Here is a 20,273-nt window from a genome sequence, read left to right on the forward strand (position 1 = left end):
GGGGGGGGGGGGGGGGGGGGGGGGGGGGGGGGGGGGGGGGGGCCCCCCCCCCCCCCCCCGCCCCACGGCGTACCGGCCGTGGCCGGCGGCTCAGTGGTCGAGCGCGGTCTCGACGACCTTGATGATGACCATGGCCGTCGCGATCAGCAGGTAGGCGCGCAGGGCGCCCATGCCGGCCTTGCGGGCGGTGGACATCACCGGCTTGCCGAGGGTGTCCAGCGGAGGCATCCGCCAGTTCTCGCGGCCGGTGCGGTCGACGGGGTCCTCCTTGGTGGCCGTGCGGCCGAAGGTGAAGGAGTACCCGGCGACGAGGACGCCCGCGACGCCGCAGCCGGCCATGATCCACAGGATCGCGTCGGAGCTGATGCCGGGCCAGACCACGGCAGCGGTCAGGACGAGCGAGAGCGTCACCAGGACGCCGACCACGGCCGAGGTGAAGGCGTTGGTCCTGGGGCCGTTGACCCACGGGCCGAGCACGGCGCGGTCGTTGCAGAGCAGCAGCAGGAACACGGTGGCGGAGGGCAGCAGGACCCCGGCGAGCACCTGGACGAACTGGGTCATCAGGCCCTGGAGGTAGCCGTCGGACAGCAGGGTGATGACGGCGGCCACGACGACCAGGCCGGCGTAGACGCCGTAGAAGCCCTTGGCGCCCTTGACCCCGCGGTGCAGCGAGTGCCTGATGCCGAAGACGTCGCCGATCGCGTAGGCGGTGGAGAGCGAGACGGCGAAGGCGCCGATGATGGAAGCGTCCAGCAGGGCGATCGCGAACAGCACGCCGGCCAGCCGGCCGGCCTTGGCCTCGACGCCCTGGGCGAGGGCGGCCGCGTCGGAGAACCGTCCGAAGCCGTCGGTACCCGCGAAGGCCGCCGCCGTGAGACCGATCAGCGCGGCCGCGCCGACGATGACCACGACGATCCCGATCCACAGGTCGACCTTCTCGTACGTCATGAAACGCGGGGTGATCCGCTTGTCGATGACGTACGACTGCTGGAAGAACAGCTGCCAGGGGGCGACGGTGGTCCCGACGATCGAGATGATGACCATCATGACGGCCGCGAGCCCGCCGGAGCCGCCGGGCAGGGCGGGCGTCACGAAGTCGTGGGCCAGCTGCGAGGTCTCCGGGTGGACCAGGAAGTAGACCGGCACCAGCAGCAGCGAGCCCGCGCACAGGGTGATGGCGACCCGTTCGAACCGCCGGAAGGAGCCGGTGAAGGCCGAGGCGATGATGATCGCGGCCGCCAGGACCACCGAGGCCGCCTTGGGCAGGCCCAGGTAGCCGGCGGCCAGTGTGACGCCGATGAACTCCGTCACCAGGGTCAACGCGTTCAGCAGGAACAGGTCGATCACGCTGAACGCGCCCCAGAAGCGGCCGAAGCGCTCCAGGATCAGCCGGGCGTGGCCGACGCCGGTGACGGCGCCGAGGCGCAGCACCATCTCCTGGTTGACGTACAGCACGGGGATGAGCATCAGCAGGGTCCACAGCAGCTGGGTGCCGTAGTTCTGCCCGGCCTGGCCGTAGGTGGAGAAGGCGCCGGCGTCGTTGTCACCGACCATGACGATCAGGCCGGGGCCGATGATCGCCAGCAGGGTCTTGAGCCGGGCGGAGAGGCCGTGGCGCGGGGCGGTGTCGTCGAGCCGGACGGTGCCGAGCGCGCCCTTGATGTCGCCGAGGTGGGCGTCGTCCAGGACGGCCTGGCCGGCGGCGGGTTTGGCGGATGCGGCGGCGGATGTGGTGGAAGCGGCGGGAACCGCGGGGAACTTCGGGTCCAGCATCGCATTGGTCATGGCAGGGCCTGCCTCCCTGCCCCTCGTCGAGGGGCGTCAGGGGGCACGCGGCAGTGTTCCTCCCCGCGGGCGCACGCCGCCGCCTCCGCACGGCGGCGCTGAGCGGCGGCGGCCGTGCGGACGTGCGGACATGGCGGAGCGTCCATGCGCATGAACGGGACGTGACCTGACGTGACGATCCGTCATGCGCCCTGCGCCCGCACATGGTTGAGCGCGGATGAAGCGCCGGGCGGGCGCTCAGGGAGGTTGTTACCGCGTGCCGGAGGTGTTCGAGAGCATGCGGGGGTAGGGGCGACTGTGACCCGGACTACTGCAGTCCATGTTCTCGCCTCCTCCCGGCCGGGGGCGCACCGTCTGTGCGCCGCGTCGCGACACGGCAAGGAGCACACCGGTCGCGGCGGACCGGTACACCCCAACTCGTCAGAGCTTTGGCACTCCACGGCGTGTCCAGCCGGTCCGGCCGGAAGCCACTTGGGGTCAACCCTTAGGTCGGGAAGACCTGTCCTGAACCTGGGCGTCTCTCGACGTCGTCGGGTCAGTGGCCTGTGTCCGTGAAGACGCCTCACCGAACGAGGTGCCTCGTGAAACCTCACACAGCATAGCCCGACCCGGGAGCGAGCCCTCAATCCTTTCGGCCGAACTTCGACACCTTTGTAGAACCGTGACCGAGCCGCGCGGGCTGCGCTTCCCCCCGTCGGCATATATAGTTCACCGGCATATGCAGCTGAACAGCTCACAAGGGGGAAGTGTGTCCGACACCGATCCGACCCGGTCCGAACCCGTCCTGCGCCTGACCGGGGTGTCCCGGGTGCACGGACGCGGCGCCGCCGAGGTGCACGCCCTGCGCGGAATCGATCTGACCGTCCACGCCGGCGAGTTCGTCGCCGTGATGGGGCCGTCCGGCTCCGGCAAGTCGACCCTGCTGACCCTGGCCGGCGGACTGGAGCTGCCCACCCGGGGCGAGGTGCTGGTCGAGGGCGTCACGCTCGGCGGCCTCAGCCGCGGCCGGCTCGCCGACCTGCGGCGACGCTCCGTCGGGTACGTCTTCCAGGACTACAACCTGATTCCGGCGCTCACCGCCGCCGAGAACATCGCCCTGCCCCGCGAACTCGACGGAGTCCCGGGCCGCACCGCCCGCCGGGAGGCGCTGGCCGCCCTGGAGGAACTGGGCATCGGCGAGCTCGCCGACCGCTTCCCCGACGACATGTCCGGCGGACAGCAGCAACGCGTCGCCATCGCCCGGGCGCTGATCGGCGAACGCCGGCTGGTGCTCGCCGACGAACCGACCGGCGCACTGGACTCGGCCACCGGCGACGCGGTGCTCGCCGTCCTGCGCGCCCGCTGCGACGCCGGGGCGGCGGCCGTGATGGTCACCCATGAGGCCTCGCACGCCAGTTGGGCGGACCGGGTGGTGCACCTGCGGGACGGCGCGATCGCCTCGGAGAGCGCCGGCCGCCGCTCCGGCGGCTGCCCGGCAGCCGTCCACCGGCCCAACCCGCTCGGGGAGGTGGCGCGTTGAAGCTCGGAGCATGGAAGGTCGCACTGCGCGTCGCCCGCCGTGACGCGCTGCGGGCCAAGGGCCGCAGCGCCCTGGTCCTGGCCATGGTCGCGCTGCCCGTCCTCGGGGTCACCGGCGCCGACGTGGTCCACCGCAGCGGGCAGCTCACCCCGGCCGAGCGGGTCGAGCGGGTGGTCGGCGGAGCGGACGCCCTGGTCACCGGGCTCAGCCCGGGCCGGACCGTCGAGCAGGCCCCGATCGCCGAGGACGGCGCCTTCGCCGTCGACCCCAAGCCGGGGCAGCAGCCGACGGCCGAGCAGCAGCGGGCCGCCAGCGGCGACCCGGCCGAGCTGGTCGGCTCGCTGCTGCCGCCCGGCAGCCGGCTCACCCCCGCCCGCACCGGGCCGGAGACCGGCGCGACCTCGCCCGAGGGCCTCGTCCGTACCCTCACCGCCGAGGCCGACCTCAGTGACCCGGTCTGGCACGGCCGGCTGAACGTCGTCGAGGGCCGCCCACCCGCCGCCCCGCACGAGGCGGCCGCCACCCGGGCCTTCCTGGACCACGCCGGGCTCACGCTCGGCGGCACCACCACCGTCCAGGGGCTGGAGCGGACCACCTTCACCATCACCGCCGTGGTCGAGCACCCGGACGAGCTCGGCCGCGTCGAACTCGTCACCCGGCCCGGCGAGTTGCTCGACCCGCTGGCCGCCGCCGGGGAGCCCGGCCGGCCCGCCGCCGAGCGCGCCCCGGACCCGCACCACGCCTGGCTGGTGCGCCTGCCGAGCGGAGCCGCCCTGGACTGGGCCGCCGTACAGCGGTTCAACGCCCACGGCTACACCCTCACCGCACGCTCGGTCGCGCTCGACCCGCCGCCCTACGGGGCCGTCCCGTACTACCGCGACTCCACCCGCTCCAGCGACCCGGCCACGGGCGACAACACCAGGGTCGTGGTCGCCACCGTCACCGGGATGGCGCTGCTGGAGGTCGCCCTGCTCGCCGGGCCCGCCTTCGCGGTCGGCGCCCGCCGCTCGCGCCGCCAGCTCGCCCTGCTCGGCGCGGCCGGCGGCAGCCGCGCCCACGTCGGCGCGGTGGTCCTCAGCGGCGGCCTGGTGCTCGGCGCGGCCGGCGGGGTGCTCGGCGTGGCGCTCGGCACCGGGCTGGTCGCCGCCCTGCGCCCGCTCGTCGAACAGGTCGGCGGAGCCCGCTTCGGGCACTTCGCGCTGCCCCCGCTGGACCTCCTCGCGATCGCCGGGATCGGCCTGCTCACCGCGCTGCTCGCGGCCGCGCTGCCCGCCTGGCAGGCCGCCCGCCGCAGCGTCACCGCCGGACTCACCGGGCGGGACACCGTCCGGGCGCCCAGCCGGGCGGTCACCCTGCTCGGCGTGGCACTGGTCCTCGGCGGCGGCGCGATCGCGGTGTACGGCGCGGGCGCCGTCCAGCACGGCATGCCGGTGGTGAGCACCTACGACGAGCGCACGCTGACCGTGCTCGGCGGCTCGATCACCGCCGAAGTCGGCCTGCTCGCCTGCACCCCGGCCCTGATCGCGCTGATCGGCCGGGCCGCCAAGCGGCTCCCGCTCGGACCCCGGCTCGCCCTGCGGGACTCCGCCCGGCACCGCTCGCGCACCGCACCCGCCGTCGCGGCGGTGATGGCCGCCGTCGCCGGAGCGGTCGCCATCGGGGTGTACAGCGCCGGCACCGACGCCGAGGACCGGCGCGACTACCGGCCGCAGGCCCCGTACGGCGCCGTCCAGCTGACCAGCCACCGGGACGGGCCGTCGGCCGGGCAGCTGCGCGCCGAGCTGGAGAAGCAGCTGACCGGGCTGGGGCCGCGCGCCGACATCGGCCGGCTGGTCTACGAGTTCTGCGCCACCTGCTCCAGCGACGTCCAGCTCAAGGGCCCGGTCGACCGGCGTCGGCTGGCGGACCAGCCGCACGTCGCCACCGGGGACGCCGCACTGCTGCACAACCTGTTCGACGTCCGCGACCAGACGGCCGAACAGGCGCTCGCCGCTGGCAGGTTGGTGGTCTTCGACCGGTCGCTGATCGGCGCCGACGGCAAGGCCGTGCTGCTGCTGCGCGGAGGCGGCGGCCCCGTGCAGCCGGGGCAGATCCCCAAGCCCGACCTCCAGGAGGTACCGGTGGACGCGGTCCTGGTCGACGCCCCGGACGCCGCCCGCTTCGCCCAGGGGCTGATGCCGACCACCGCGCTGGCCCCGCTCGGGCTCGCGGCCCAGCCGGCCGGAGCGGTCTGGCGGCCGGCCACCCCGCCGGACCGCAAGGCGCAGCAGCGCGCCGAGGCCGCCGCGATCCGGCTGGACCGGTTCGCCCAGCTCGACGTCGAACGCGGCTACCAGCCGAAGGGCGACGCGCTCACCCTGGCGCTCACCGGCTTCGCCGGGCTGGTGGTGCTCGGCGCCGCCGGGATCGCCACCGGGCTCGCGGCCGCCGACTCCCGGCAGGACCAGGCGACGCTGGCCGCCATCGGCGCACCGCCGCGGATCCGGCGGACCATGGCGGGGCTGCAGTGCGCGCTGATCGCGCTGTTGGGGGCGGTGCTCGGGGCGGCCAACGGGTTCGTCCCGGCGGCGGGGCTGCTGAAGTCCCGGGCGAGCGGGTCCGGTTCGCAGTCGGCGCTGATCACCGCGCCCTGGGGGGAGCTGCTGCTGGTCGTGCTGGTGCTGCCGGTGGTGACCGGGCTGCTCGCGGCGCTGTTCACCCGCTCCCGGGTGCCGTTCGCCCGGCGGCTGTCGTGAGCGCGGGCCTGCGTACGGCTTTGAGTACGGGCTTGAGTACGGGCTTGAGTACGGGCTTGAGTACGGGCTTGAGTACGGGCCTCAGCACGGGCTGAACTCCGCCGGGCACCGGCTCGGGTACGAGCGGGTAGCACCCCGCCGCCACGGGCGCCCGTCTCCGTCACCCGGGGCGGGCGCCCGGCGCGCCGTACGATGGGCCGCGTTCCAGCGGGCGGACGGCGCCGGCGGCCGGTGCGACGAGGGAGAGCAGGGCGGTGCTACGGGGGTTCGGCGATCTGGAGGCCGAGATCATGGACCGGCTGTGGTCCTGGGGCCGGCCGGCCACGGTGCGCGAGGTGGTCGACGACCTCCAACGGCAGCGGCCGGTCGCGTACACCACCGTCACCACGGTCGCGGACATCCTGCACACCAAGGGCTGGCTGCGCCGGGACAAGGTCGGCCGCGCCTGGGTGTACGAACCCACCTGCACGCGCGAGGCGTACACCGCCGAGCTGATGCACCAGGCCCTGGAGACCACCCCGGACCGGACCGGCGCCCTGCTGCGCTTCGTCGACCGGATCAGCGGGGACGAGGCCTCGGCCCTGCTCGCCGCCCTCGAAGAGGTCAAGGCCCGGAACACCGAGTGACGCTCGCCCTGCTCGGCCTCCACCTGGCCGTGACCGGTGTGCTGCTGCCCCGCCGGCTGGCCGGCTCCGCCCGGCTCCAGGCCCGCCCGGCCCTGGGCGCGGCCCTGTGGGTCGCGCTGATGGGCTCCTTCACCGTCGCCCTGGTCCTCACCGTGCACCACGTGCTGGCGCCCGCCGCGCACGAGCCGGCCGGCCTGCTCGGCCTGCTCCCCCACCTCGAACCCTCCGGTCCGGCCGTGCCGCACACTCACGGCTGGCGGCTCCCGGCCACCGTGGCGGCGGTGCTCGCCGTCGCGCCGGCGGCCGTCGGCGCGGCGGCGGGGCGGGCCCGGCGGCGGCACCACGCGGTGCTGGACGTGGTCGCCGTACCGGACCGGCGCTGGGGCGCACTGGTGCTGGAGCACGCCCAGCCGACCGTCTACTGCGTGCCCGGGCGCCGCTCCCGGGTCGTGCTGTCGCGCGGTGCGCTGCGGCTGCTGGACGAGCGGCAGCTCACCGCGGCCGTCGCGCACGAAAACGGGCACATCCGCGGCCGCCACCACCTGTTCCGGCTGCCCGCCGACACCTTCGCGCTGCTGCTCGGGCCGCTTCCGCTGGCCCGGCTGGGGCGCTCGGAGGTGGCGCTGCTGCTGGAGATGGCGGCGGACGACGCGGCGCTGGCGACGGTGTCGCGGGGTGAACTGGCCTCGGCGCTCTGCGCGTTGGCCGTCTCCGGCCTGGCTCCGGACGCTCCGGACGGGTCGCTGGGGGTGGCCTCCGCAGGGGTGACGGCCCGGGTGCGCCGACTGGCCCGGTCCGGCGGCGGTCGACGGCGCCGACTGGCCGGCTGGTTGGGGGCGTCGGCGCTGCCCGTCCTGCCGGTGCTGCCGTACCTGCTGGCCTGCGCGCCGCACCCGTAGCCCGGGCCCGTACTGCCGGCCCGCGCTGTCCCCGGCAGGTCAGAGCCGCAGGTCAGAGCCGCAGTCGCAGCGTGAAACCTCGGACGGGGTGTCGCCGGCAAGCGGGCGGTGACACCCCGTCCGAGGAGCCGGGGGCAAGGCGGTGAAGTCCGGTGAAGCCCCCCGGTCGAGGCCGGCTACGGGCGGACGGCGCCGACGTAGGGCATGGCGTCGATCGGCAGGACCTCGACGTTCTTGCCGGTGCGGGGTGCGTGGATCATCTTGCCGTCGCCGATGTAGAGGCCGACGTGGTGGATGTCGCCGTAGAAGAAGACCAGGTCGCCGGGCTGGAGGTCGGCGCGGGCGACGCGCGGGCCGTCGTTCCACTGGTCCTGGGAGATCCGGGAGAGCTTGACGCCCGCCGCGCGGTAGGCGGCGCCGGTGAGGCCGGAGCAGTCGAAGCTGTCGGGGCCGGTGGCGCTCCACCGGTAGGGCTTGCCGAGCTGGGCGTAGGCGAACTGGACGATGGCCGCGGCGCGGCCGCCGGCGGGCGGGGCGGGGGCGTTGAGGTCCGGGCGCTGCGCGGAGCGGGAGGCGCGGTCGGCGGCGGCCGCCTTCTGGGCCTCGGCCTTGGCCTTCTCGGCCGACTGCTGGGCGTTGACCTTGGCCCGGTCCTCGGCGCTGAGCTTGTTGAGCACGGCCTGGGCCTGGGTCAGTTTGGCCTGGATCTGCTTCTTCCGCTCCGCCAGCTCGGTGCCGACGGAGTCGAGCTGGGCGAGGGTGGCGGTGGCCTCGGCGCGGTCCTGGTCGAGTTTGCGCTGTTCCTCGCGGGCCTTCTTGAGCAGGGCCGTCTGACTGTCGGCGATCTGGTTCTGCACCGAGGCGCGCTCCAGGTAGGCGGCCGGATCCGAGTCGAGCATCAACTGGACGGACGGGTCGATGCCGTTGCCGCGGTACTGGTCGGCGGCCACGCCGCCGAGCTGGGTGCGCAGTTCGTTCATCGTCTCCTGGCCGCGGGCGACCTTTTCCTGGATCCGGTTGGCGTCGCCCTGGAGCTTCTGCTGCTTGGCCTGGAAGCCGTTGTACTGCTCGACGGCCTGCTCGGCGTCCTCGTTGAGCTGGTCAACCTGCTCCTTGACGGTGGCGAGGTTCGGGGTCGGCTCGGCGTGGGCGGTGCCGGAGGCGAGCACCGCGCCGCCGGCCATGGCCGTGGTGAGGACCGCCAGGCGGGCCCGGCTCGGGGGGCTGGGCTTGCGGCGATTTCCCATCGGGTGGGCTCTCCTTCGGGGGACGGGCGAGGGCTCTCGGGGACGGGCTCGGGGACGGGCTCGGGGACGGGCTCGGGGAGCGGGTGACATCGGTAGAACGTTCGAGGGGTGGTCGCGGGTTGCTCCGGGTACGCGGGGGACGCATGGGCGCGGCGGAGGAGGGCGCGGACGGACGGGGGACACCGCCCGCGCCCTTCTTCTAAGTAACTTAATAGATGGCCGGGGAGGTTCCGCAATCCCCCTGATCCGGGCGCTTCCTGGACGATCGACCACGCATCGCGGCGGCGCCGCCGGAATGCCCGCCGAGGGTCGGCGCGCGAGCCCCGGGACACTCCCCGACGGGCCGAGTGCACGCCCTCGGGACACTCCCTGACCTGCGGAGTGCTAGGAGTCCACCAAATCGAGAACAAGGTCACACACGACGCCCCTCCTGTCGTCCTGCGAACGGGCGCTAACCTGCGGACATGAAGGTCCCGCCCGAAGGGCTCCCCCTCGCCGCCGAATTCCCGGCCGCGCACCGTGAGCAGTGGCAGCAGCTCGTCGAGGGCGTGCTGCGCAAGTCCGGTGCCCAGCCCGAGGACGCCGCCGCCGCCGAGCGGGCGCTCAGCACCCCCCTCCAGGACGGCCTGCGCGCCCTCCCCCTGTACACCGCCGAGGACAGCCCGGTCGAGGCCGGCTACCCCGGCTTCCCCCCGTTCGTCCGCGGCGGGCGGCCGCACGGTTCCGCCGTCGCCGGGTGGGACGTCCGCCAGCGGCACGCCGACCCGGACCGGCGGCGCACCAACGAGGCGGTCCTCGCGGACCTGGAGAACGGCGTCGGCTCGCTCTGGCTGGAGCTCGGCGGTGCCGGTCTGCCGGTGTCGGCCCTGCCGGAGGCGCTCACCGGGGTGTACCTGGACCTGGCCGCCGTGGCGCTCGACGCCGGGCCCGAATTCGCCGACGCCGCCGAGCAGTTGTTCAAGCTGTACGAGGAGCGCGAGGTCTCCCCCGCCGCCGCGGCCGGCAACCTCGGCGCCGACCCGCTGGGCCTCCAGGCCCGCACCGGCGACGCCACCCGGACCGACGCGCTGCTCGCCTCGGCCACCGCGCTGGCCGCCCGCTGCGCCGCCGACTACCCGAACGTCCGGGCCGTGACCGTCGACGGCCTTCCGTACCACGAGGCCGGCGCCTCCCCCGCCCAGGAGCTGGGCTGCTCGCTGGCCACCGGTGTCGCCTACCTGCGCGCGCTGACCGCCGCCGGGTTGTCGGTGGACGCCGCGCTCGGGCAGCTGGAGTTCCGCTACGCCGCGGACGCCGACCAGTTCCTCACCATCGCCAAATTCCGGGCTGCGCGCCGCCTCTGGGCCCGCGTCGCCGAGGTGTCCGGGGCGTCCGCCGAGGCCTCGGCGCAGCGCCAGCACGCCGTCACCTCCCGGGTGATGATGACCACCCGCGACCCGTGGGTGAACATGCTGCGCACCACCGTCGCCTGCCTCGCGGCCGGGGTCGGCGGCGCGGACGCCGTCACCGTGCTGCCCTTCGACAGCGCGCTCGGCCTGCCGGACGCCTTCGCCCGCCGGATCGCCCGCAACACCCAGTCGATCCTGCTGGAGGAGTCCCACCTGGCCCGGGTGATCGACCCGGCCGGCGGGTCCTGGTACGTGGAGCAGCTGGGCGAGGAGCTGGCCGGGGCCGCCTGGGCCTGGTTCCAGGAGATCGAGCGGGCCGGCGGCCAGCGGGCCCCCCTGGCGTCCGGCCTGGTCGGCGACCGGATCGCCGCGACCTGGGCCGAGCGCTCCGGAAGGCTCGCCAAGCGGCGCGAACCGGTCACCGGCGTCAGCGAGTTCCCGCACCTGGGCGAGCAGCCGCTGGTCCGCGAGCCGGCCCCGGCCGGTCCCACGGGCGGTCTGCCCCGGGTGCGCCGCGCCGAGGCGTACGAGGCGCTGCGCGACCGCTCGGACGCGGTGCTCGCCGCCACCGGCGAGCGGCCGACGCTGTTCCTGGCCTCGATCGGCACCGCCGCCGCCCACACCGGGCGCACCACCTTCGCCGCCAACCTGTTCCAGGCCGGCGGCATCGCGACCGCCTCGGCCGAGGGAGTGGACCCGGCGGCGTTCGCCGAGGCGTTCACCGCCTCCGGCGCGACCGTCGCCTGCCTGTGCTCCAGCGACGCCCTGTACGCCGAGCACGCCGAGGCGGTCGCCGCCGCGCTCCGGGCGGTCGGCGCCCGGCGGGTGCTGCTGGCCGGGCGGCTCGCCGAAGTGCCCACCGGCGTCGACGAGTTCATCCACGCGGGCGGGGACGCCGTCGCCGTCCTGACCTCCCTGCTGGACCAGATCACCGGTGCGCGCAGCACCGACGAGGACAAGGTGGCGCGATGATCCCCGACTTCACCGGAATCGGGCTGGACGGCGACGCCGACACCGCCGCCGAGGCGACTCCCCGCAGCGGCGAAACCGGCACCGCCGACGCCACCGACGTCACCGAGGCCCAGTGGCGGGCCGCCTGGCGCCGCTCCACCGGCAAGGACGTCGACGAGCAGGTCTGGGACACCCCCGAGGGCATCGGCGTCAAGCCGCTGTACACCGCCGCCGACCTCGCCGGCCTGGACTTCCTCGACACCTACCCGGGCATCGCCCCGTACCTGCGCGGGCCGTACCCGACCATGTACGTCAACCAGCCCTGGACCGTCCGCCAGTACGCCGGCTTCTCCACCGCCGAGGAGTCCAACGCCTTCTACCGCCGCAACCTGGCGGCCGGCCAGAAGGGCCTGTCGGTCGCCTTCGACCTGCCGACCCACCGCGGCTACGACAGCGACCACCCGCGCGTCACCGGCGACGTCGGCATGGCGGGCGTCGCCATCGACTCGATCTACGACATGCGCCAGCTGTTCGACGGCATCCCGCTGGACCGGATGTCCGTGTCGATGACCATGAACGGCGCGGTGCTGCCCGTGCTGGCGCTGTACATCGTCGCGGCCGAGGAGCAGGGCGTGCCGCCCGAGAAGCTCGCGGGGACCATCCAGAACGACATCCTCAAGGAGTTCATGGTCCGCAACACCTACATCTACCCGCCGCAGCCGTCGATGCGGATCATCTCGGACATCTTCGCGTACACCTCGCAGAAGATGCCGCGGTACAACTCGATCTCCATCTCCGGCTACCACATCCAGGAGGCCGGGGCCACCGCCGACCTGGAGCTGGCCTACACCCTGGCCGACGGGGTGGAGTACCTGCGCGCGGGCCTGGACGTGGGGCTGGACGTGGACGCCTTCGCGCCGCGGCTGTCCTTCTTCTGGGCGATCGGCATGAACTTCTTCATGGAGGTCGCCAAGCTGCGCGCGGCCCGGCTGCTGTGGGCCAAGCTGGTCAAGCAGTTCGACCCGAAGAACCCCAAGTCCCTGTCGCTGCGCACCCATTCGCAGACCTCGGGCTGGTCGCTCACCGCCCAGGACGTGTTCAACAACGTGACCCGCACCTGCGTGGAGGCGATGGCCGCCACCCAGGGCCACACCCAGTCGCTGCACACCAACGCCCTGGACGAGGCGCTGGCGCTGCCCACCGACTTCTCCGCCCGCATCGCCCGCAACACCCAGTTGCTGCTGCAGCAGGAGTCGGGCACCTGCCGGGTGATCGACCCCTGGGGCGGCTCGGCCTACGTCGAGAAGCTCACCCACGACCTGGCGGCCCGCGCCTGGCAGCACATCCAGGAGGTCGAGGCGGCCGGCGGCATGGCCAAGGCCATCGACGCGGGCATCCCCAAGATGCGCGTCGAGGAGGCCGCCGCCCGCACCCAGGCGCGCATCGACTCCGGCCGCCAGCCGGTGATCGGCGTGAACAAGTACCGGGTCGAGAGCGACGAGCAGATCGACGTGCTCAAGGTCGACAACTCGGCGGTCCGCGCCCGGCAGATCGAGAAGCTGCGCCGGCTGCGCGAGGAGCGGGACGAGAGCGCCTGCCAGGACGCGCTGCACGCGCTGACCCGCGCCGCCGAGGCCGGCCCCGGGCGCGACGGCTCCCTGGACGGCAACCTGCTGCACCTGGCGGTCGATGCGGCCCGGGCCAAGGCGACCGTCGGCGAGATCTCGGACGCCCTGGAGAAGGTGTACGGCCGCCACTCCGGCCAGGTCCGTACCATCTCCGGTGTGTACCGAGACGAAGCCGGCCCGTCGGCCCCCCTCCAGCGCACCCGGGACCTGGTCGAGCGGTTCGAGCGGGCCGAGGGCCGCCGCCCGCGCATCCTGGTCGCCAAGATGGGCCAGGACGGCCACGACCGCGGCCAGAAGGTGATCGCCACCGCCTTCGCCGACCTCGGTTTCACGGTGGACGTCGGCCCGCTGTTCCAGACCCCGGCCGAGGTCGCCCGGCAGGCCGTCGAGGCGGACGTGCACATCGTCGGCGTCTCCTCGCTGGCCGCCGGTCACCTCACCCTGGTGCCCGCGCTGCGCGCCGAACTCGCCGCGGCGGGCCGGGAGGACATCACCATCGTGGTCGGCGGGGTGATCCCCCCGCAGGACTTCGACGCCCTCCACGAGGCGGGCGCGGCGGCGGTCTTCCCGCCCGGCACGGTGATCCCGGACGCCGCCTACGACCTGCTGAAGACGCTGGCCGCCGACCTCGGCCACGAGCTGTGACGGTCTGAGCCGGATGCCTCCGCGGACGATCGACCTCGACAGCTACGTGACGGGCGTCCTGGACGGCTCGCGCGCCTGGATCGCGCGCGCCGTCACCCTCGTCGAGTCCAGCCGGCCCGACCACCGCACGCTCGCGCAGCAGCTGCTCCAGCGGCTGCTGCCGCACGCGGGCGGGGCGGTCCGGGTGGGCATCACGGGCGTGCCCGGGGTCGGCAAGTCGACCTTCATCGACTCCTTCGGAACGATGCTCACCGGCCTCGGCCACCGGGTCGCGGTGCTCGCCGTCGACCCGACGTCGAGCCGGACGGGCGGCTCCATCCTGGGCGACAAGACCCGGATGGAGCGCCTCGCCGTCGACCCGGACGCCTTCGTCCGGCCGTCGCCGACCTCGGGGACGCTCGGCGGGGTCGCCAAGGCCACCCGGGAGTCGATGGTGGTGATGGAGGCGGCGGGCTACGACGTCGTGCTGATCGAAACCGTCGGCGTGGGCCAGTCCGAGACGGCCGTGGCCGGGATGGTCGACACCTTCCTCCTCCTCAGCCTGGCCCGCACCGGCGACCAGCTCCAGGGCATCAAGAAGGGCGTCCTGGAGCTGGCGGACGTCATCGCCGTCAACAAGGCCGACGGCCCGCACGAGCGCGACGCCAAGGCGGCCGCCCGCGAACTGGCGGGCGCGCTCCGCCTGTTGCAGGCCCCCGACGCGGCGTGGACGCCGCCGGTCCTGACCTGCAGCGGCCGCGACGGCGCCGGGCTGGACGTGCTGTGGGAACGCCTCCAGCAGCACCGCAAGGTCCTCGACGCGACGGGCGCGCTGACGGCCAAGCGCCGCGACCAGCAGGTCGAGTGGACCTGGTCCATGGTGCACGACCAGCTCTACGCCCGGCTGCACGAGCACCCCGAGGTGCGGCGCCTCGCGCCGTCGCTGGAAGCCGATGTCCGCGCCGGCACCCTGCCCGCGGGGCTGGCCGCCCAGCGGATCCTGGACGCCTTCTTCGGCACCTCCTGAACCGGGCCTGAACCGGGCCGGGACCAGGCCGGGACCAGGCCGGGACCAGGCCGGGACCAGGCCGGGACCAGGCCGGGACCAGGCCGGGACCGTTCGCCGGGCCTCAGCCCCGGCGAACGGCGGCGGACCGCCGGGCGGCGGCCTGGCGGGTGCGGCGGACGAGCAGGTGCACCCGCTGGACGGCCACGAAGCGGTTCATCGCGTCGGCCAGGGTGAGGCGGTACTTGAGCCGGAGTTGGGCGTTGAGACCGGTCAACCGCTCCGGACCGATGGCGTGCAGGAGCCGGCTGACGTGCCGCTGGTAGACCTCCCAGTACGGGCGGTCGCCGTCCGGGACGGACCAGAAGAACATCGGGATCTCCTCGACCAGGCAGTTCAGGTCGTAGGCGCGCAGGTACTCGGCGAACTCGGGCTCGGGGCGGGCCTGCAGCCACTCCCGGACGAGTTCCATCGAGCGGACGCGGTCGATCAGGCCCCGCGGGTCGGTCTTCTTCTGGGTGATGGACAGCGCGCCGTCCTCGCGCACCCGCCAGTGGTAGATCGGGTCGGCGAGCACGTCGACCCGCTCGGCGAGGAAGTGGTGCGGCACGCTGACCGGGGCGTCCTCGTACAGCATGCCCTCGGGGTAGAGGATGCCCGCGGCGTCGAAGAAGGAGCGCCGGTAGACCTTGTTCCAGGCGGTGCGGTCGGTGACCAGGGCGGGCAGTTCGCTGACATGGGTGCGCAGCCGGGTCTCGCGGAAGGGACGGCGGTGGGCGTGCGAGGGGGTCAGGCCGGTGGTGCGCAGCCGCATCGCGTTGCCCGCGACGAAGTCGGACCCGGTGTCGTCCAGGGTGCGGATCATCAGCTGGTAGGCGTGCGGCGGCAGGGTGTCATCGCTGTCGACGAAGGTCAGGTACTCGGTGCCCGGGGTGAGGTGGCGCCAGCCGGTGTTGCGGGCCGCGCCGAGGCCCTTGTTCGCCTGCCGGACCAGCCGGAAGCGCCGGTCCTTGGCGGCGTACGCCTTGGCGATGACGGGGCCGTCGTCCGTCGAGCCGTCGTCGACCATGACGCACTCGAAGTCCTCGAAGGTCTGCGCCGCGATCGAGTCGAGGCACTCCGCGAGGTAGCGCTCGACGTTGTAGACCGGGACGACGACGGAGAGGCGCGGCGCCATGGAAGGCCTTTCGCTCGGGAGCGGGCGGGCCGTTCGGCCGCCGACCGCCGGTCAGGGCGGTGGGCCGAGCCTAGCGACCGGACGCTGCCACCGGGAGAACGGCGGGTGGCGGTGAGTCTTCCGTTCGGTGCGCCGGGCGTGCCCGGCGGCCCCGGGTCCTCCCCCGCGCACCCGCCCTGACCAGGGGGATGGGCCCCGGGCCGCCCGACCGGACCGGGGCCCATCCGTCACCTGAAACGGGTCAGGCGCTCTTGACGGCCGCGAAGCGGGCCTGGACGTCCTGCCAGTTGACGACGTCCCACAGACGGGTGACGTAGTCCGGGCGGACGTTGCGGTACTGCAGGTAGTAGGCGTGCTCCCAGGCGTCGAAGGCGAGCAGCGGGGTGGTGTTCTGGCCGACGTTGCCGTGGTGGTCGTAGACCTGCTCCACGATCAGGCGCTGCCCGAGCGGCTCCCAGGAGAGGATGCCCCAACCCGAGCCCTGGACCCCGGTGGTGGCGTTGGTGAGCTGCTTCTTGAAGGCCTCGAAGCCGCCGAAGTGCTCGGTGATGGCGTCGGCCAGCTCGCCCTCGGGGCGGTCGCCGCCCTCCGGGGAGAGGTTCTGCCAGAACAGCGAGTGCAGCACGTGCCCGGACAGGTGGAAGGCGAAGGTCTTCTGCAGGCCGACCAGGCCGCCGAACTGCTCCTTGTCACGGGCCTCGGCCAGCTGCTCCAGGGTGTCGTTGGCACCCTTCACGTACGCGGCGTGGTGCTTGGAGTGGTGCAGCTCCAGGATCTCGGCCGACATCGCCCGCTCCAGCGCGGAGTAGTCGTACGGCAGGTCGGGAAGCGTGTAGGTGCCCATCAGGACACGGCCCCTTTCGGCGGGTTGGTCGTGACGATCGTGCCGGGACAACACTATTGCGCATCGGTTGCAGGAACACAGCATGGGCTCCTACTTGTTCGTCACATCACGTCGGGCATGGCGGCCGACTCCCGGGCGCGGGCGCTCGCCGAGCAGCGGTCCCCGTCGGCGTCGCTGGAGCGCGCGGCGTTCAGCCCGGTGCCGTCCAGGTGACCAGCGGCGGCCGGACGGCGGCGCACAGCGGGTGTCCCTTGGCGTCCGTCAGCCCGAGGCGGGCCACCAGCAGCCCGCCCGCCACCGCCGCGTCGGCGGTGGCCGGATCGACCGCCGCCAGCAGCAGCTTGGCGCGCCGGAACAGCGACCAGGCGCCGGGGGCCCCGGTGACCCAGTTCAGGTAGACGAACCGGCCGCCCGGGCCGCCCTGGACGTACCGCCCGGTGATGTCCACCGCGCCGTCCGGCAGCCGGCGCGCCTCGCACTCCAGCGACCAGCGCGCGTGCGGCGCGTCCCCGGGGTACGGGTCGAGCAACTCGGCCGGGCGGCCCCGGCGTTGGACGGCGACGTGGATGTCCCGGTACCCCGGGAACCCGGGCCCGACACCGCACTCACGGCCCGGCAGGTCGGTGGCCTCGATCCTCAGCTCCATGCCGTCATGGTCCCCTACGGCGGCCCGCTTCCCGCCCCCCCACCGGACGGGTGGCCGGCGGGTCACCCCCGGGCGGGCGTGGCGGGTCGGCAGCGCTGCCGGTGAGCGCTCGGCGAAGAGCGGTCCGCCGGTGCGGACCCGCTCCCGGGCACGTGTGGTTCGCGGCGTACGGGGAAGGCGGTCCGCCCGGGGCCGTGGTGCCCGTTCCTGTGGCCGGGACGCGCACCGACGGTCACCATGAAGACCCGGCACCGCCCAGCCCGATCGGAGTCCGATGAGCGAGCAGCACAACCTCGTCCTGCTGACCTTTCCCGACGCCACCGCCTGGCAGCCGGCCTTCGCCGACGCGCAACACCTGCCGGGCCTGCGGATGGTGGCGGCCCTGGAGCGCGACGCCGACGGGGTGCTGGAGGTGAAGGACACCTTCACCCGGGGCGCCGGCGTGGCCACCGTGGGCTCGGGGCTGCTCGGCGGCCTGGTGGGCCTGCTGGGCGGGCCGGTCGGAGTGCTGCTCGGCTTCGCGGCGGGTGCGGCGCTCGGCAACGCGGCCGAGGAGCACTCCGCGACGGAGGCCGGCGCCGCGCTGATCGTGCTCTCGCCCCGGGTGCCGGACGGCGGCGCGCTGGTCGCCCTGGAGATCCGGGAGGCGTCGCCCGAACCGGCCGACGAGCTGGCGGCCGAGCACGGGGCGGCGGTCGAGCGGATCGACGAGCACGCCTTCACCGAGCAGGTCCGGGCGGCGGAGCGGAAGGCCGAGGAGCAGCGGGCGGCCGAGCGGAAGGCCGAGGAGGCCTGAGCGCCTGCCCGTGCCGAGCCGGCACGGCACGGCACGCATCAACGCGCGGCGGGAGCCCGGGGGTTGCCGCCCCCGGACTCCCGCCGTCATCGCTCAGCCGGTCAGCCGGTCAGGCCGGTCGACGTCAGCTGCTCAGACCAGGTCGAAGCGGTCCGCATTCATGACCTTGACCCAGGCGGCGACGAAGTCCGACACGAACTTCTCCTTGGCGTCGTCGCTCGCGTACACCTCGGCGACGGCGCGCAGTTCGGAGTTCGAGCCGAAGACCAGGTCGGCGCGGGTACCGGTCCACTTGACCTGGCCGGAGGCGTCCCGGCCCTCGAAGGTGTGGGCGTCCTCCGAGGTGGACTTCCACGTGGTGCCGAGGTCCAGCAGGTTGACGAAGAAGTCGTTCGTCAGCACGCCCGGGGTCTCGGTGAAGACGCCGTGCGAGGACTGCTGGTGGTTGGCGCCGAGCACGCGCAGGCCGCCGACGAGGACGGTCAGTTCGGGCGCGCTCAGGCCCAGCAGGTTCGCCTTGTCGAGCAGCAGGAACTCGGCCGGCAGGCGGTTGCCCTTGCCGAGCCAGTTGCGGAAGCCGTCGGCCTTCGGCTCCAGCGCGGCGAAGGACTCGGTGTCGGTCAGCTCCTGCGGGGCGTCCACCCGGCCGGGCGCGAACGGCACCTCGACCGCGAGGCCGGCCGCCTTGGCCGCCTGCTCGACGCCGACGCCGCCGGCCAGCACCACCAGGTCGGCGATGGAGACCTGCTTGTCGCCGGCCTGCGCGTTGAACTCCGCCTGCACGCCCTCCAGGGCGCGCAGCACGGTGGCCAGCCGGTCCGGCTCGTTGACCTCCCAGCCGGCCTGCGGCTGCAGCCGGATCCGGCCGCCGTTGGCGCCGCCGCGCTTGTCGCTGTTTCGGTAGGAGGAGGCCGCGGCCCAGGCCGTGGAGACCAGCTCCGAGACGGACAGGCCGGTGGCGGCGATCCGACGCTTGAGGTCGGCGACGTCGGCGGCGTCGATCTGCTGGTAGGTGACGGTCGGCAGCGGGTCCTGCCAGATCAGCTGCTCGCTCGGGACCTCCGGGCCGAGGTAGCGCACGAGCGGGCCCATGTCGCGGTGGGTCAGCTTGTACCAGGCGCGGGCGAAGGCGTCGGCGAACTGCTCCGGGTTCTCCAGGAAGCGCCGGGAGATCGGCCCGTACACCGGGTCGAAGCGCAGCGAGAGGTCCGTGGTGAGCATGATCGGGACGTGCCGCTTGTTCGGGTCGTGGGCGTCCGGGACGGTGCCCTCGCCGGCGCCGTCCTTCGGCTTCCACTGGTGGGCGCCGGCCGGGCTCTTGGTGAGCTCCCACTCGTAGCCGAACAGCGTCTCGAAGAAGCTGTTGTCCCAGGTGGTCGGGGTGGCCGTCCAGGTGCCCTCAAGGCCGCTGGTGATGGCGTCGCGGCCGACGCCGGTGCCGTAGCGGCTCTTCCAGCCGAGGCCCTGCTGCTCCATCGGCGCGGCCTCCGGGTCCGGGCCGACGTTGTCCGCCGGGCCGGCGCCGTGGGTCTTGCCGAAGGTGTGGCCGCCGGCGATCAGCGCGACGGTCTCCTCGTCGTTCATCGCCATCCGGTAGAAGGTCTCGCGGATGTCGCGGGCGGCGGCGATCGGGTCCGGGTTGCCGTTGGGGCCCTCGGGGTTGACGTAGATCAGGCCCATCTGGACGGCGGCGAGCGGGCTCTCCAGCTCGCGGTCGCCGGTGTAGCGCTGGTCGTCCAGCCAGGTGGTCTCCGGGCCCCAGTAGACGTCCTCGTCGGGCTCCCACTCGTCGACGCGGCCGCCGCCGAAGCCGAAGGTCGTGAGGCCCATGCTCTCCAGGGCGACGTTGCCCGCCAGCACCATGAGGTCGGCCCAGGACAGGCTGCGGCCGTACTTCTTCTTCACCGGCCAGAGCAGGCGGCGGGCCTTGTCCAGGCTGGCGTTGTCCGGCCAGCTGTTGAGCGGGGCGAAGCGCTGCTGGCCGCCGCCGGCGCCGCCGCGGCCGTCGCTGATCCGGTAGGTGCCGGCGCTGTGCCAGGCCATCCGGATCATGAAGGGGCCGTAGTTGCCGAAGTCGGCGGGCCACCAGTCCTGCGACGAGGTCAGCACCTCCTCGATGTCGCGCTTGACGGCCGGGAGGTCGAGGGACTTGAAGGCCTCGGCGTAGTCGAAGTCCTCACCGAGCGGGTTCGCCACGGCGGGGTTCTTGGCGAGGACCTTCAGGTTCAGCCGTTCCGGCCACCACTGGCGGTTCCCGCCGCCCTGGGTGGGGTGAAGCGCGCGCCCGTGGTTGACCGGGCAGCCGCCCGCGCTCGCCTCAAGACCGGTTGCGTCGTGGTTCTCAGACATGGGAATCCTTCCCTACAAGGCGGATCACGGTGTCCATCTGCTACCTACGGCAC

14 protein-coding genes and 1 riboswitch are annotated in these 20,273 nt (G+C 73.8%); of the genes, 8 read left to right on the forward strand and 6 right to left on the reverse strand.

The window, feature by feature from the left end; translation table 11 throughout:
• Positions 1-90: 90 nt before the first annotated feature.
• Positions 91-1,785 carry an NRAMP family divalent metal transporter gene (locus tag ACZ4WV_RS09505; protein ID WP_465744496.1) on the reverse strand — a complete coding sequence of 565 codons (1,695 nt, stop codon included), beginning with the start codon at positions 1,783-1,785 and terminating at the stop codon, positions 91-93.
• Positions 1,786-2,189: 404 nt separating this feature from the next.
• Positions 2,190-2,366, reverse strand: a riboswitch (M-box (ykoK) riboswitch).
• 137 nt (positions 2,367-2,503) lie between these two features.
• Here ACZ4WV_RS09505 and ACZ4WV_RS09510 point away from each other — a divergent pair.
• The 4 genes from ACZ4WV_RS09510 to ACZ4WV_RS09525 all read left to right on the forward strand — a co-directional run bounded on the left by ACZ4WV_RS09510 (position 2,504) and on the right by ACZ4WV_RS09525 (position 7,564).
• Positions 2,504-3,304: an ABC transporter ATP-binding protein gene (locus ACZ4WV_RS09510; protein WP_465744498.1), complete on the forward strand. Its 801-nt coding sequence runs from the start codon at positions 2,504-2,506 to the stop codon at positions 3,302-3,304.
• Positions 3,301-6,039 (forward strand): FtsX-like permease family protein, encoded by a 2,739-nt coding sequence (locus ACZ4WV_RS09515; RefSeq protein WP_465744500.1) that lies wholly within the window; start codon positions 3,301-3,303, stop codon positions 6,037-6,039. The genes ACZ4WV_RS09510 and ACZ4WV_RS09515 overlap by 4 nt, the downstream gene beginning before the upstream one ends.
• Positions 6,040-6,293: 254 nt before the next feature.
• The gene (locus ACZ4WV_RS09520; protein WP_465744502.1) at positions 6,294-6,665 is read left to right on the forward strand and encodes a BlaI/MecI/CopY family transcriptional regulator; all 372 of its coding nucleotides are present in this window, start codon (positions 6,294-6,296) and stop codon (positions 6,663-6,665) included.
• Positions 6,662-7,564 carry a M56 family metallopeptidase gene (locus ACZ4WV_RS09525; protein ID WP_465744504.1) on the forward strand — a complete coding sequence of 301 codons (903 nt, stop codon included), beginning with the start codon at positions 6,662-6,664 and terminating at the stop codon, positions 7,562-7,564. The genes ACZ4WV_RS09520 and ACZ4WV_RS09525 overlap by 4 nt, the downstream gene beginning before the upstream one ends.
• Positions 7,565-7,740: 176 nt before the next feature.
• Here ACZ4WV_RS09525 and ACZ4WV_RS09530 read toward each other — a convergent pair whose 3' ends face one another.
• Positions 7,741-8,811 (reverse strand): C40 family peptidase, encoded by a 1,071-nt coding sequence (locus tag ACZ4WV_RS09530; protein WP_465744506.1) that lies wholly within the window; start codon positions 8,809-8,811, stop codon positions 7,741-7,743.
• 464 nt (positions 8,812-9,275) lie between these two features.
• Here ACZ4WV_RS09530 and ACZ4WV_RS09535 point away from each other — a divergent pair, with 464 nt between their 5' ends.
• Genes ACZ4WV_RS09535 through meaB form a run of 3 tightly spaced genes read left to right on the forward strand, consistent with a single transcriptional unit; the run spans position 9,276 to position 14,429 of the window.
• Entirely contained in the window at positions 9,276-11,171 is a 1,896-nt protein-coding gene (locus tag ACZ4WV_RS09535) for a methylmalonyl-CoA mutase family protein (protein WP_465744508.1), read from the forward strand.
• Positions 11,168-13,423 carry a methylmalonyl-CoA mutase gene (scpA, locus tag ACZ4WV_RS09540; RefSeq protein WP_465744510.1) on the forward strand — a complete coding sequence of 752 codons (2,256 nt, stop codon included), beginning with the start codon at positions 11,168-11,170 and terminating at the stop codon, positions 13,421-13,423. Before ACZ4WV_RS09535 ends, scpA begins: the two co-directional genes overlap by 4 nt.
• Positions 13,424-13,436: 13 nt before the next feature.
• On the forward strand, positions 13,437-14,429 hold the full coding sequence (meaB, locus tag ACZ4WV_RS09545) for a methylmalonyl Co-A mutase-associated GTPase MeaB (protein ID WP_465744512.1): 993 nt from the start codon (positions 13,437-13,439) through the stop codon (positions 14,427-14,429).
• A 103-nt stretch (positions 14,430-14,532) separates the two neighbouring features.
• On the opposite strand, the gene ACZ4WV_RS09550 is transcribed toward meaB, so the two are convergent.
• The 3 genes from ACZ4WV_RS09550 to ACZ4WV_RS09560 all read right to left on the reverse strand — a co-directional run bounded on the left by ACZ4WV_RS09550 (position 14,533) and on the right by ACZ4WV_RS09560 (position 17,075).
• Positions 14,533-15,585 carry a glycosyltransferase family 2 protein gene (locus ACZ4WV_RS09550; RefSeq protein WP_465744514.1) on the reverse strand — a complete coding sequence of 351 codons (1,053 nt, stop codon included), beginning with the start codon at positions 15,583-15,585 and terminating at the stop codon, positions 14,533-14,535.
• Positions 15,586-15,826: 241 nt separating this feature from the next.
• Positions 15,827-16,429: a superoxide dismutase gene (locus ACZ4WV_RS09555; protein ID WP_465744516.1), complete on the reverse strand. Its 603-nt coding sequence runs from the start codon at positions 16,427-16,429 to the stop codon at positions 15,827-15,829.
• Positions 16,430-16,619: 190 nt separating this feature from the next.
• A complete protein-coding gene (locus ACZ4WV_RS09560) occupies positions 16,620-17,075 on the reverse strand; it encodes a DUF5990 family protein (protein ID WP_465744518.1) in 456 nt (151 codons plus the stop codon).
• Positions 17,076-17,349: 274 nt separating this feature from the next.
• On the opposite strand from ACZ4WV_RS09560, the gene ACZ4WV_RS09565 reads away from it, so the two are divergent.
• Positions 17,350-17,871: a hypothetical protein gene (locus tag ACZ4WV_RS09565; protein WP_465744520.1), complete on the forward strand. Its 522-nt coding sequence runs from the start codon at positions 17,350-17,352 to the stop codon at positions 17,869-17,871.
• Between the two features lie 132 nt (positions 17,872-18,003).
• Here ACZ4WV_RS09565 and katG read toward each other — a convergent pair whose 3' ends face one another.
• Complete coding sequence (katG, locus tag ACZ4WV_RS09570) at positions 18,004-20,220, reverse strand: catalase/peroxidase HPI (protein WP_465744522.1); 2,217 nt, start codon at positions 20,218-20,220, stop codon at positions 18,004-18,006.
• Positions 20,221-20,273: the final 53 nt, after the last annotated feature.

Source organism: Kitasatospora sp. NPDC029312, assembly GCF_055569215.1.